A 12,928-nucleotide genomic window follows, 5' to 3' on the forward strand; every position below is an offset into this window, starting at 1 on the left:
GCCTTTACGCTCGACCAGGCGCGCGGCCTACTGCCCAGGCCGCGCTGCTTCACACCTGCGGCGGCTCGATTCCGAGTTCGCGCAGGCTGTTTCGGTACACCTCCACGTTGGCGAGCTTGACGCCCTCGTAGCCACGCACTGTGTCGGCCAGCGCGGCGGCCTGGACCGCGCGGTCGTAACCCGCCTCGTCGAGCGAACCCGCCAGTGCCAGCACCATTTCGGTGTAGTGCGCCAGCAGTTCCCGCTCGACGCGACGAACGTGCGCGTAACCGAAGATGTCGAACTTGGTGCCGCGCAGCCGCTTTCCCTTGGCCAGGACCTTGAGGGCGAGGTGCCCGCGCGGTCCGATGCCGATCTTCTTCTTGCGGCCCATGGCGCGCAGGATCGGCGGGTGCAGCTTGTAGGTGAGGTTGGTGCCCTCGGGCAGCTGACCCGCCACCTGGTCCAGGAAGGCCGGGTCGATCAGCTGCCGCGCGACCTCGTATTCGTCCTTGTACGCGGTGAACTTGAACAGCCCCCGCGCCACCTGCTCACTGAACTCGGTACGACCGGTGACCTGCTCCTGCGCCGTCCACACCCGCTGCATCGTCGACACGTAGTCCCGGGCGACCCGGACACCCTGGAACCCGATCAGCTCCGCGGCGCGCAGCTCGATCAGCCGCCGGGTCTCACCGGTGGCGGTCAGCGTGTCGAAAAGGTCTGCCGGAACCTTGATCTCGGCCCGCTCGGCCTGCGGACGGCCGATCGCCGCCGCGAACTCGTCCGGGCGGGCGATCGCGACCCGGCCCCAGCGGAAGGCCGCGATATTCGCGTTCACGGCGACCCCGTTGATCTCGATGGCCTCCTCGATCGCCGCCGCGGGCAGGCGCAAGCCGCCGAGCTGGTAGGCGGCGCCGACCATCAGGAAGTTGGCCGCCGCGGTGTTGCCGAACAGCACCTCCGCCGCGCCGAGCGCGTCGAACGAGCGCAGTTCCCGCGAGGCCTGGTCGAGCCGGGACAGCAGCGCGGGCGTCTCCGGGTACTGCACCGACTTGTCGTAGACCATGTCCCCGGTCGGGGTCTTGCTGGTGGAGGCGACCGAGAGGGTGGTCTCCTTCGACCCGTAGGCCAGGTTCTTGTTGTCGGTCGCGGTGAGCAGGTCAAAGGCGACGATGCAGTCCGCGGAGCCGGGGGTCAGCCGGTTCGCCGGCTCCAGTACGCCCGCGACGAACCGCAGGTGCGAGACGACGGGGCCCGCCTTCTGGCTGAGCCCGATCTGGTCCAGGCTCGCCACGTCGTAACCCGCGCGCAGCGCCGCGGTCGCCAGCACCTGGTTCACGGTGACGATGCCGGTGCCGCCGATGCCGGCGAGGAAGACATTCTGCGTCGTGGTCGGCGGATCCTGCCGGAGGTCCGGCAGCACGGGCGGGGTGGGACGCTGAGTGCCCTTGCGCTTCTTGGCTTTCCCTGGCTCGGGCAGTTCCACCGTGACGAAGGACGGGCAGTCGCCGTCGAGACAGCTGTAGTCGGTGTTGCACGAGGTCTGATCGATCCGGGTCTTACGGCCGAACTCGGTGTCCACCGGCTGCACCGACAGGCAGTTGCTCTTCACACCGCAGTCACCGCAACCCTCGCAGACCGCCTCGTTGATGACCACCCGGGTCTGGCGCACCGGCAGGGTGCCCCGCTTGCGCTGACGGCGTGCGTCGGCGGCGCAGTGCTGGTCGTAGATGAGCACGGTGACACCCGGGATCTCGCGCAGGATGCGCTGCGCTTCGTCGAGCCGGTCGCGGTGCCACAGCCGGGTGCCCGCGGCGAGGTCACGCTTGCGGTACTTCTTCGGCTCGTCGGCGCAGATGATGATCTGCGCGACGCCCTCGGTGGCGAGCTTGTGCGTCAGCCGCGGCACCGCGAGCGCGCCCTCGGCGTCTTGCGCGCCGGTCATCGCGACGACGTCGTTGTAGAGCAGCTTGAAGGTGATGTTCACCTTGGCCGCGACGCACGCCTGCACGGCGAGCTGGCCGGAGTGGAAATACGTTCCGTCGCCGATGTTCTGGAACAGGTGCGGCACGTCGGTGAACGGTGCCTGACCGATCCACTGCGCGCCTTCGCCACCCATCTGGGTGAGGCCGGTGACCTTGCTGTCCTCACGACCGGACATGGTCACCATGGTGTGGCAGCCGATGCCACCGCCCGCCAGCGAACCCTCCGGCACGGCGGTGGAGCGGTTGTGCGGGCAGCCGCTGCAGAAATAGGCCGCGCGCTTGGCGGGTAGCACGGCCAGCGACAACGGCTGTGGCAGCGGTCGTTTCATGTCCACAAAACCGTCGAGTGCCCGGCACAGCGGCTTGGCGATCCGGCCGGTGGTGAGCTCGCCGTCCTGACTGAACAGCGGGCGGCCCGCAGCGTCGCGCTTACCGATGATCTCGGGGGCATCGGCGGTGCCGTAGAGGATTTCGCGCAGCTGCGTCTCGATGAACGCCGTCTTGTCCTCGACCACGACCAACCGGGTGAGGCCCTTGGCGAACTGCCGGACCCGCTCCGGCGCAATCGGATACGGCATACCGATGCGCAGCAGCCGTACCCCGGCCCGCATGAGCGCCTCGTCGTCCACGCCCAGGTCGATCAGCGCCTGCCGGACCGCGTCGAAAGTCGTTCCGGTGGCGGCGATCCCGATCGTGGCCTGGGCCGGATTCACCTCGATCACGTCGAGTTCGTTGAGCGTGCTGTACGCCTTCACCGTCTCCCAGCGCGGCCCGTAGAGGTCCGCCTCGGCGATCACGCTGTCGGTCGGCGCGGCCATCGGACGCTGCAGGTAGCTGAACGGGCGTCCCTCCCAGGTGATCTCGGGCACCGTGATGTCGATGTCGCCCACGTTGCCCTCGACCGTCCAGGCGCCGTCGGCCACGTCGGCGACGATCTTCAGCGCGACCAGGCAGCCGGAGGCGCGCGACAGCGCGACCCCGTGCAGACCCATCGTGATGATCTCGCGGGCATTGCGCGGGAACAGCACCGGAATGCCCATCGCGGCCAGCGAGCGTTCGCTCACCGCGGGCACGGTCGAGGACTTGGAGGCGGGATCGTCGCCGACGAGCAGCAGCACACCGCCGCGCGCGTTCGCACCGTACATATTGGCGTGCCGCAACGCATCCGTCGCGCGGTCCAGACCGGGCCCCTTGCCGTACCAGACGCCGACGACGCCGTCGTGCGTGGCCGCACCGGCTGGCAGGTCGGCCTGGCTCCCCCACACCGAGGTGGCCGCGAGTTCCTCGTTCAAGCCGGGGACGAACGCGATGTCGTGCTCGGCCAGCACATTCGGCATGCCGCTGAGCATCTTGTCGACGCCGCCGAGCGGGCTGCCCTGGTATCCCGAAACGAAGGTGCCGACCCGGCGCCCGGCGCGCAGATCGCGCACGTGCTGTTCCACCAGCTGTCGGGCAATCGCCTGGACGCCAGTGAGGACAACGGTGCCCGCGCCGACGCGGTAACGGTCGGCGAGGTCATACGGAGCCGGGATCAGGTCGTGATCGGCGAGCTCGGTCATTCGGTCCACCTCCGGTCAGCACCGATCGGGCGCCTTCCTAGTTGAGCACTTCTTGCCGCATACCCTGCCTTTAAAGCGCTACTTGAACAACCTTTGTTCACTTTGTTGAGCATGTTGCCCAATTTGATCACCTGTGAATGGGCACACACTATGCATGATGTGCGGTCTGTTGTGACTGCCACCACTCGGCCGTGCCACGCGGCCCGCACGCCCGGGGGGCCAGCGGCGCGGCGGAGGTCGCGGCGACATCCCGGCGAACGCGGGGAGCGACGACTCGGCGACCCGCCCTATCGGCGACGACAGCGCCGGTCGGCGTACGCGCCGCCGCCCAGCGCGTTTCGCCACGCCAGCCCTACTGCGGTGATAGCAAACGGCTTCCATCACCGACGGGCAGGAGTTGCGATGGTTTGGCAATAGTGATCTTGTGCAGGTGCACAGGTAGCGCATTGTTACTTGTCCAATATGCCGGGGCCGGGTGCGCGGGGCCGCGGTCGCGACGCTACTTTCGCTGCGGATGGTGCCGCCTGCTGCGGCGATCCGCAGCGTCGAGTCGAAAGGTGGTGTGCCGGTCCGCCCCTCGGTGCGGCTGTGGGTTCCTGCTTACCGTCCGCGCAGCGAACGACGACGTTCGCCGCGATCTCTCCATGCAGTGGTGGTCCGTCCGAACTGCCGAACGAAAGTCGGGGTCGGCGAGTCGATGACGGCCGAGATTCGAAGGAAAGCCGTGCGAAGAGTTCCGTTCAGGATCGCGATCCTGATGTTGAGCATTGTCTCGATGGGCCTGGTCGGCCTGCCCGCGACAATCGCCCAGCCGCTTTACCCCACCCCTGACCCGGATGCGTTCTACAGTGCGCCAGCGAATTTGGCGGACTTGAAACCCGGCGACGTCGTGCGTTCCCGCAAGATCGACACCGGCCCGTACGTCGGGACCGAGGGCTGGCAGGTCGCCTTCCGGTCCACCAATTCCCAGAGCAAGCCGGTCATGGGCGTGACCACGGTGCTGCTGCCACTCGGCGTCAAGAACCCGCCGCTGGTCTCCTACCAGGCGCTCATCAACTCCCTTGGCACCCAGTGCAACCCGTCCCGCTCGCTGTTCAACGGCGAACTGCAGGACGCGGTCGGCGCGATGCTGCCGATCGGGCGCGGCTGGGCGGTCTCGCTGCCCGACTACCTCGGCCCCACCTCGGCCTACGGCGCCGCCCGGCTCAGCGGCATGATGACGCTGGACAGCGTCAAAGCCGTGCAGCAGGTGACCGAACTCGGACTCGGCAATTCGCCTGTCGCCATTGCGGGTTACTCCGGCGGCGGCATGGCCACCGCGTGGGCGGCCGCGCTGCAGCCCACCTACGCCCCCGACCTGAAGCTCACCGCGGCCGTCGCGGGCGGTATCCCCGCCGATCTCGAGGAGATGGCGATGGCGCTGGGCTTCGCGCCGCATCCGGGCTTCGGCCTGGCCTTCGCCGCCGCGATGGGACTGGAACGCGAATACCCGGAGCGACTGCCGGTTTCGGATCAGCTCAACGAAAACGGTTTGTGGTTCCGGGAATTCACCCACGACGCCTGCCGCCGGTTCCTGCTGTTCCACGGCGCGTTCCGCAACGCCGAGCAGATGGCCGCGTCGAAGAGCCTGATGGACAGCCCGGTCGCGCATCAGGTGCTGCGGGAGAACAGCCTGCGCTACTACGACGGCGTCCCCAGCATCCCCACCTTCATCTGGCAGGGCCGCTTCGATGAAATGACCTTCTTCCCACCGGTCGCCGAGGTCGTCGACCGCTACTGCAAGGCGGGCGCCCGAGTCGAGTTCCGCCCGTACGAGATCGCCGAACACCTGACCACCGCCGCCGCGGGCTTCGTCGAAGCCTGGAACTACGTGGAGGCCCGCTTCCGCGGCGACCCCGCCCCCACCACCTGCTGATCCCACACCGAAAAGTGGCCCCGGAGTTCGACTCCGGGGCCACTTGCTTTCGCCGGCGCCGACGACACGTATAGCCGCTGTCTCCACCGGCACGGGCCGTAACAGGAAAGCCTCCACACCCGCTCGGCCATCCGGATTCTGGAGCACGACCGACGCACCGGGGAGCCCATTGCTATTCATCCCGGTGCCATTGCGCGACGAATTCCGGGCCGATGGCCGAGCCCGCCAACCACAACGATTCGGACATACGCCAAAACTGCACCTGTGCACGCTCATACGCCTGTAGCGCGTGCACCTCGACGACAACGGGTCGACGATCCTTCCGCAGGCCGACCGACCGAGCGGCCTCGCTCGACGAGGACAGGTGCACGGCGTCGCGCGCCATGGGCTTGATCCCCGTTCGCTCGATCGCCGCCCACGCGGATCTCGAGGTCCCGTGATACAGGATCGCCGGTGGGACAGCCGGCGCTTCGGCGCGACGAACTCCGATCGAATGCCCGTACCGTGCCCGGATACGCTCGCCGTCTATTTCATGCCTGGCTTTACCGGCAGCCGAAACGACCCGGCGAATATCGCGCGCCGCCAAGCCGCTCCAGTCGTCTCCCAGGCGGTGCAGCGCGGCCAGCAGGTCAGCTATCTGCGCCCAGCCCTCGGCGTCCAGCACGACACCATGCGCGTCCGGGTCGTGCCGCAATACGAGCGACAGCCTCTTGGAAATGGATTCGTCCGACAGCGGCATTGTCACCGGCGCCTTTCGATGAATTCAGGTGCTGACAACATCTACAGAATCAGCGAGAAATTCATGGCAGCCCACTCCGTCGACATACAGCATGAAATGCTGGGTTTCCGACCACGTCAGCCGCTGATGCTCGGGCACGACAGCGGAGAGCTCGGCCAGCCATCCGGACTCACGGACGATTGCCACCGTATCGAAAACTCCATTGATATGCCATGGGGTGCAGCATGATTCGCTTCGCCAGTGGGCAGCTCGGACGCGCCGGAAAGTAACGGTGTCCTGCGTCTTCCTGCCGTCCTCGTCCTCGTAGTCCAGTCGCAGCACGATATCGGCACCGTTCGTGACGTACTGGAACGCCGTGGCGGAGGTCGACGGCTGTGACAATTCGACGACGGTCGATTTGACTTCGGTCACTCTTTTCACCTTCCCGTGATTCGAGGGCTTCCGGTCAAGCCTTCGGGGCCGAGCTTGTTCCGGTTCAACTGCCCCAGCAACCGAGCCATCGCAGCGGTATCTTCTGTCACATCGACGACATACCACGAAGTTCTAGGAATTCCGGCGGCCTCTAAAGCCATGGACGACCGCGTATTCAATATTAGGACGCTGTTTTCGATCTGTGCAACTTCGATCGGCACGTCGGACGGTGCGAGTCGTCCATCGGCGAGCATGTTCGCAACATCGTCGATGGTCGATCCGGCGAACTTGCCGGTATTACTGAAGTTCACGTTGGCGGTCTTTTGCGCGTACGTGGCATTCTCGATGTCGATCGTCGGCACGTCGGATGCTTCGCCGAGCTTGCCGGGGAACTTCAGCGGGATGCGCGAAGTTGCCAGGCCGAGGGTGGCATCGAAGGCCAAACCTCCCGCCATGCCCCACGGATCCTCCTGCCAGAGCTTCGGATCCATGACCGGGAAGGTTTCGACGAGGTCGGCCCGAGGGTCGTATTGATAGCCGGTGCCGGTGACCGGATTGTAGGTGGCGGCGGCCATCATCGACTCGTGCATCTCCCGGAACGGGAACGACACGATGCGATAGGTGCCGGTGCCGACCGCCTGCCAGGATTCGCCGACGCCATGACTGCCCAGGCCGACGAGCGAGGCGGTCCGGTCCGCAGCGTTGGCGAAGCCGTCGACGAATTTCTCCGGCCCGGAACGATTGTCGGTCGGGCCGTGGCTTTCGGTGACCCGGCCGCTCTTGTCGAACACCTGCCAGGAGCCGTCGTTCGCGGTGGTGCGGCCGGAACCGTCGGCGGCGAACGTCGTGGTGGAGACGGTGCCATTGACGCTGTCGAACACCACTTTTCCGGAACCATCGGGATTCAGGGTGGTCCACTTGTCACCCTGCGCATCACGGCTCCACTGGACGATCGTGCCGTCGGCGCGGTACTCGGTATGCCCGTTCCACCGCCCATCCTTGTCGAAGGCGTTCTCTTGAACGATGCCGTCTTCTATGTACCGGTAGGACTGCGCACCGGTCTTCGGGTCGGTGACGACCATGACCGGGTTGTCGTTTCCGTCGGTGAAAACCTCTGCTCGGCGGCCGTCTTCGAGGGTCCGCCAGCCGGTCCCGTCGCTGTCGACCTGCCCCGTAACGGTATTGGCGATGCCGCCGGAGCCGTCCGGGTGCCCGTCGAGGTATGTGGTGTTGCCCTGGTTGTCTTCTACGGCGCTGTTCCAGTATCCGTCGGAGCGTTGATCACCGTAGACGGCGCCGGTTCGATTGCCGTTGTCGTCGTATGTCGGTGTGACGGTGTGCTGATAGTCGGCGGTGGCGCCCCACTCATGACTCGGCGAACCGGAGGTCGACGCGCCCCGGTCGAACGACTGCCCGTAGACGGTCGCGTCCGGTGTGTCTTTCGCTGCGTACGAGGCGGTTCCGCTGCTGTCGTCGTTCCAGCGCTGATATCCCCCCGCACCGTTCTCGGTGATTCGCGAGGTGGTGAAGCCGCCCTTGCCGTCCGGGATGGTCTGGTCGACGGTTTGCGTGCCGTTGCCGACCGGGATGTGGTTGATGACCTCGCGACCGTCCGGGAGCTTCGTGGTCCAGGAATCGCCTTCCTGGCGGCCGCTGACGTCAGGCTTGCCGAACGGGTCGCTGTCCGGGTCGGCGACGATCGGGTACACGTTGTCTGCGTCGGGCTCGATGTGCTGCACCAAGGTGTTGCCGTCGACCTCGTACCAGGTACGCACCGGGCGACCGAGCGCGTCGTATGCCCACGGCGCCTTGGTGTGCTGGACGATCTGCCCATCGGCGTCGATGACGTCCACTGTCCCGTCCAGGTTTCGACGCACTCGACCGCCGGGAGGGACTTGCATCGGGAACCGATAGATTCGTGGTGCCGACGGATCGGTCATCAGAATGAAGGTCTGTTCGCCACCCCACAGCTTGTGGATCGTCAACTGGTGTGACGACGCGAACGTGCGCGATCGGAATGCGGGAGCCAGGAAGGCCGCCGCTCCAGCCAAGAGCAGCAAGGGAATTCGGCGATCTGTCCCCCCTTCGGTGGCACTGCGGTCCGGCTCGGGAGCAGGCTGCGGCAATGGCCGCGGCGGCGGCGCGGAAGTGATTGCGGGCGGCGCCGATTCAACCGACGGTGGGGGCGCCTGCGCAGTCTCCGGCGCAGTGATCTCCGGCGCGGCGGTGGTCGCCGAGCCGGTGGTCGGCCGCCCTTCGTGGGTTACGGGCGGCTGCGCGCCGGGGACCGGCACAATCGGTGTGCCGTTTCCCGACCCCGGCGCAGGCGGGACCAAGGCCCCGGCACCGACCCCGGCACCGGAACCCGGTTGTGCCGGAACGCCGCTGGGCGGTGGCGGCACAGAAGGTGCAGTAGGGGGCCGGGAGGGCGGCTCCGGCACATCGATGCACGGCCAGCCAGGGTGCATCTGCTGCCACTGTGCGCAGGGAATATACGGCGCAGCAGCGACTTTCGGCGTGCCGAGCAACGCGAACCCGATACCGGCGCCGGCTGCGGCAATCGCGAATCCCGCGGCAATCGTGCGCCCCGCGCGGCCACTCATCGGCCGCTCCGACGGTCCTTCAACTGGGCGTAGATCGTGTCGACGCCCCACCAGGTCAGCCGACCCGCGGTCGACATGTAGAGGAAGAACGCCAGGTAGACGAGCACGGCACCGTAATCGTCGGCCCAGCCCGGGATGCGATCGAGCGTGGTAAAGGCGGCGATCAGCAGGATCACGCCGAGGATGAGCGCTGGACCTGCCAACGCCGCCGTTTCGTGATCGCCTGAGGCCGTGGCGTTTTCGCGTGCGTTGTCAGCGGTCGGAACGCCGAGGGTCGGGCTGATGCTCATGACCGGATGATCCTTTCGCTGTACACGAAGACCGGGCCGCCGACAGTCGCGACGGAACAGAGGTCGAGGACAGGAGCGGGCACCAGGTCAGCGCAGCGACCACGCGCGACACACGGCGACACAGCGGACAATCGAACAGCAATCTTCGAAAAATGGCCTTGCGACTGCACGAATAACCCCCCACTCCCCATGTAGCTATTTTTTAGCTATTTCAGCATGGCAGAGAATGCCCAGCATAGGAACCGCAGGTGACACAGCACACAGGAACAGCGACGCCGCAGCCAATCGCCGAGGAAAGGCAAAAGCCCCGGCCGGGAAGGCCGGGGCTGCGTGTCAGCCGATCGGGCGGCTCAGCTGATGTTGCGGACCTGTGCTTCGTATTCGGCGCGGGTCTTCTCGTCGGCGGGATGCAGGGCGCGGTCGCCGTCGAAGAGGCGGCGGACCAGGCGGACGGCGCGTTCGGGGGCGGCGGCGAGGGCGACGTCGATGGGGCCGAGGTAGTTGGGGACGGCGATCTCGGCCTTGCGGGTGTCGACGGTGCGCACGATGGCGGCGGCGACGTCCTCGGGATCGACAGTGGGCATGCCGTGGCCGAGGGTCAGGCCGGAGGAAAGCCGGGTGCGCACCGCGGAGGGCAGCACGCAGCTGACGCTGACGCCCTGCGGTGCGAACTCCAAACGCGTTGCGGCGGAAAGACCTACGGCGGCGAACTTGCTCGCGTTGTAGACGGCCAGGCCGGCAACCGGGATCTTGCCCGCCAGCGAGGCCACGTTGACGATATGGCCGCGGCCGCGCTCGATCATGCCGGGCGCGACGGCACGCATGCCGTGGATCAGGCCCCACACGTTGATGTCCATCGTGGCCTGCCCCACCACATCCGGCTCATCGAGGAATGCGCCCGCGGGCATCACACCCGCGTTGTTGACGAGGATGTCGACGCCGCCGAGATCGGCGATCACCTTGTCCCACTGGCCCCGGGAACGCACGTCGAGTTCGACGGCGGCGGCACCCAGTGCGGCAGCGGCGGTTTCGGCGGCGACGGTATCCACATCGGCGATCACCACCTCGGCGCCCTTGGCCGCGAACAGTTCCGCGGTGGACTGCCCGATGCCGCGGCCGGCACCGGTGATCAGCACCCGCGCGCCTTTCAGATCGATGCCGGGGTAACCGTGACCGAGAATTCTCATGCGAAGGCTCCTTGTTCGACCGCACGGCGCGTGCTGGTCAGGCTGTGCTGGAAGGTGTCGAGACGGCGGCGGCCGTCCATGAAATTGGGGCCCATGACCGCGAGATCCGCGGCGGTGGCGTCGATGCGCAGCACCTTGGTGCCGGTGGCGCGCAACTGAGCGATCTCCGCATCGAGGGCGGCGCTCATGCGATTGCGCAGCTGCCGTTCGAGGAAGTGACCCGGCCCGCTCGCGGGGATCTGACCGGTCGAGGCCATCGGAGCGAGCACGACGAGTTCGTCCAGCTTCGCCGGCGCGAGCAGATCCACCGAGGCGGTCGAACCCGCACCGCCGTCGATGAACCGGCGGCCGTCGATCGCGACCGGTGGAAACCACCCGGGCACCGCCCACGAGGCGCGCAACGCGGCTCCCAGCGGTGCCGTCGGTGCGTCGGGTGCGCCGAACGGAACCCGCTGTCCCGTCGCGTAATCCATGCTCACCAACCAGGTCGCCGGATGCGGTACCCAGGCGCGGCCGGGATTAAGCCGCTCGGCCAGCTGCTGCAACCAGCTCGCGTCGCCACCGCCGACCGGCAGCAACCCGCTGCCCGCGGTGAGTAGCCGCTGCCCGGACCCGGTGCGCCGCAACGGCAATCGGAGGGAGCCGAGGCGCGGCCGCGGCACGGGCGGGAACCGCCCCGGCCCGGACCGCAGGTGCGCGGTGAGGATCGGGTTCGCCGAGGTGCCGTCCTGCATGGCGACCAGCTCCGGCACCGCGACACCGCTACCGAGCATGGTGACCAGCTCCGCGCCCGCCGAGGTGCCGATCAGGACGTCGGCCTCGCGCGGATCCCAGTCGAGCACTTCGCGCACCGCGGCGAGTGCCGCGACGATCCAGGCGGCGCCGAGCGTGCCACCACAGCCGATGGCCAGGCCGCGGTGCTGCGACCCGTTCTTGTTACCCATGGTTTCAAACACTAGCAGAATTCAAATACCCGCGGTATCCGAAATCTTGCGGTACGTAGAATCACGGCATGGCACGACTGACCCGATCCGAGAGCCAGGCCCGCACCCGCGCGGACCTGATCGCCACGGCCCGCGACCTCTTCCTGGCCGACGGCTACGCCAGCACCAGCCTGGAACGGGTCGCCGAGGAGGCCGGGTACTCCAAGGGTGCCGTTTACTCGAACTTCCGCACCAAGAAGGAGCTCGGCCTCGAGGTGCTCGAGCTGATCCACGCGACCAAGTTCCAAGAGGTGACCGACCTGCTCGCCGCGGGCGACGACTTCGACGAGCGGCTGGAGCGATTCCAGGAGTGGGCCGAGCACACCGTCGGCGACGTCGGATGGACCATGCTCGAATTCGAATTCGCCACCGTCGCCCGGGACGACCCGGCACTGCAGGCGGCGCTGGTGTCCAGCCTCAGCGTGCTGCGCGGGGCCGTTGCCGCGCAGGTCCAGACGCTGGCCGACACGATCGGGATAGAGCTGCCGGTGCCGGTCGAGGACGCCGCGACGGGCATCCTCAGCATGGGCATCGGCCTGGGTATGCAGCGCGCCATCGACCCGTCCATCCCGGCCAGGCTGATCACCGACGCGCTGCGCATGCTGCTCACCCTCGGGACGGGGCCGCTCGCCGCGAAGAGTACCGCCACCTCCTGACGGCCGTCATGCGGTGAAGTGCAGCGTCCATTCCCCGCGGTAGTGCAGCCGGGTGACGCTGCCCGGCGGAATATCGATCCGCCAGAACGACTTCGGCGGCGCGTCCAGCGTCACCAGCAGCGCCGCGCGGATCACGGCGGGATGGGTGACGGCAATGGTGGATTTCCCCTCGGAAGCGATCTCGGCCATCCAATACCTGGTCCGCTCGATCACGTCCACCACGGACTCACCGCCGTGGCCGCGGAACTTCGGGTCGGTGAGCCACGCGTACAGCTCGTCCTGCGGCACCGACATCAGCGCGCCACCGCGCCAGGCCCCCGCGTCCAGATCACGTAGTCGGGTGTCCTCTTCGCCTGGTAGCCCCAGTAGGGCCGCCGTTTCGACCGTCCGGCGTTCCGGACCGGTGAGCACCCGGGGAGCGGCCAGCGCGGTGCTGCCGGAGATGGCGCGGCGGCCTGCTTCGGTCAGCGATTCGTCGACTGGAAAACGTGCCTTCCGCATCGCCTCGGTCATTCCATGGCTGACCAGGTCGAGTCTCAGCACCTTGTGCACGCGAGAAGCGTACGGCTATCTGTTCCGCCTCTCCGCGTATTCAGGCCAGACTGAGGTGCGCGAACACTG

10 protein-coding genes are annotated in these 12,928 nt (G+C 67.3%); 2 read left to right on the forward strand and 8 right to left on the reverse strand.

Annotated elements, in window-relative coordinates; translation table 11 throughout:
• Window positions 1-49: 49 nt before the first annotated feature.
• Window positions 50-3,523, reverse strand: coding sequence for an indolepyruvate ferredoxin oxidoreductase family protein (locus TY25_RS14810; RefSeq protein WP_042256631.1), 3,474 nt, complete (start codon window positions 3,521-3,523; stop codon window positions 50-52).
• Window positions 3,524-4,280: 757 nt separating this feature from the next.
• Between TY25_RS14810 and TY25_RS14815 the strand changes: the two genes are divergently transcribed.
• Window positions 4,281-5,438, forward strand: a complete 1,158-nt coding sequence (locus tag TY25_RS14815; protein ID WP_042256698.1) for a lipase family protein — start codon at window positions 4,281-4,283, stop codon at window positions 5,436-5,438.
• A gap of 172 nt (window positions 5,439-5,610) precedes the next feature.
• Here TY25_RS14815 and TY25_RS14820 read toward each other — a convergent pair whose 3' ends face one another.
• The 6 genes from TY25_RS14820 to TY25_RS14845 form a co-directional block, all read right to left on the reverse strand.
• Entirely contained in the window at window positions 5,611-6,177 is a 567-nt protein-coding gene (locus TY25_RS14820; protein ID WP_042256632.1) for an RNA 2'-phosphotransferase, read from the reverse strand.
• Window positions 6,178-6,201: 24 nt separating this feature from the next.
• Window positions 6,202-6,588 (reverse strand): hypothetical protein, encoded by a 387-nt coding sequence (locus TY25_RS14825; RefSeq protein WP_042256635.1) that lies wholly within the window; start codon window positions 6,586-6,588, stop codon window positions 6,202-6,204.
• A 5-nt stretch (window positions 6,589-6,593) separates the two neighbouring features.
• Window positions 6,594-8,441 carry a hypothetical protein gene (locus tag TY25_RS40575; protein WP_146154085.1) on the reverse strand — a complete coding sequence of 616 codons (1,848 nt, stop codon included), beginning with the start codon at window positions 8,439-8,441 and terminating at the stop codon, window positions 6,594-6,596.
• Between the two features lie 746 nt (window positions 8,442-9,187).
• Window positions 9,188-9,481 (reverse strand): hypothetical protein, encoded by a 294-nt coding sequence (locus tag TY25_RS14835; protein ID WP_052382981.1) that lies wholly within the window; start codon window positions 9,479-9,481, stop codon window positions 9,188-9,190.
• Window positions 9,482-9,831: 350 nt separating this feature from the next.
• Window positions 9,832-10,668, reverse strand: coding sequence for an SDR family oxidoreductase (locus TY25_RS14840; RefSeq protein ID WP_042256636.1), 837 nt, complete (start codon window positions 10,666-10,668; stop codon window positions 9,832-9,834).
• The gene (locus TY25_RS14845; protein WP_042256637.1) at window positions 10,665-11,612 is read right to left on the reverse strand and encodes a patatin-like phospholipase family protein; all 948 of its coding nucleotides are present in this window, start codon (window positions 11,610-11,612) and stop codon (window positions 10,665-10,667) included. Before TY25_RS14845 ends, TY25_RS14840 begins: the two co-directional genes overlap by 4 nt.
• A gap of 68 nt (window positions 11,613-11,680) precedes the next feature.
• On the opposite strand from TY25_RS14845, the gene TY25_RS14850 reads away from it, so the two are divergent.
• Window positions 11,681-12,307, forward strand: coding sequence for a TetR/AcrR family transcriptional regulator (locus tag TY25_RS14850; protein ID WP_042256640.1), 627 nt, complete (start codon window positions 11,681-11,683; stop codon window positions 12,305-12,307).
• Window positions 12,308-12,313: 6 nt separating this feature from the next.
• Here the strand turns inward: TY25_RS14850 and TY25_RS14855 are convergent, their stop codons facing one another.
• Window positions 12,314-12,859: a histidine phosphatase family protein gene (locus TY25_RS14855; RefSeq protein WP_029898536.1), complete on the reverse strand. Its 546-nt coding sequence runs from the start codon at window positions 12,857-12,859 to the stop codon at window positions 12,314-12,316.
• Window positions 12,860-12,928 lie beyond the last annotated feature (69 nt).

It is taken from the genome of Nocardia brasiliensis NBRC 14402 (genome assembly GCF_000308475.2).
In the GTDB taxonomy this organism is placed as follows: Bacteria; Actinomycetota; Actinomycetes; order Mycobacteriales; family Mycobacteriaceae; genus Nocardia; species Nocardia brasiliensis.

What these genes read in the sequence shown, in the direction of transcription:
- TY25_RS14840 (WP_042256636.1), bottom strand. Translation starts at nt 10,668, where the DNA reads ATGAGAATTCTCGGTCACGGTTACCCCGGCATCGATCTGAAAGGCGCG.
- TY25_RS14810 (WP_042256631.1), bottom strand. Translation starts at nt 3,523, where the DNA reads ATGACCGAGCTCGCCGATCACGACCTGATCCCGGCTCCGTATGACCTC.
- TY25_RS14820 (WP_042256632.1), bottom strand. Translation starts at nt 6,177, where the DNA reads ATGCCGCTGTCGGACGAATCCATTTCCAAGAGGCTGTCGCTCGTATTG.
- TY25_RS14850 (WP_042256640.1), top strand. Translation starts at nt 11,681, where the DNA reads ATGGCACGACTGACCCGATCCGAGAGCCAGGCCCGCACCCGCGCGGAC.
- TY25_RS14815 (WP_042256698.1), top strand. Translation starts at nt 4,281, where the DNA reads ATGTTGAGCATTGTCTCGATGGGCCTGGTCGGCCTGCCCGCGACAATC.
- TY25_RS14845 (WP_042256637.1), bottom strand. Translation starts at nt 11,612, where the DNA reads ATGGGTAACAAGAACGGGTCGCAGCACCGCGGCCTGGCCATCGGCTGT.
- TY25_RS14835 (WP_052382981.1), bottom strand. Translation starts at nt 9,481, where the DNA reads ATGAGCATCAGCCCGACCCTCGGCGTTCCGACCGCTGACAACGCACGC.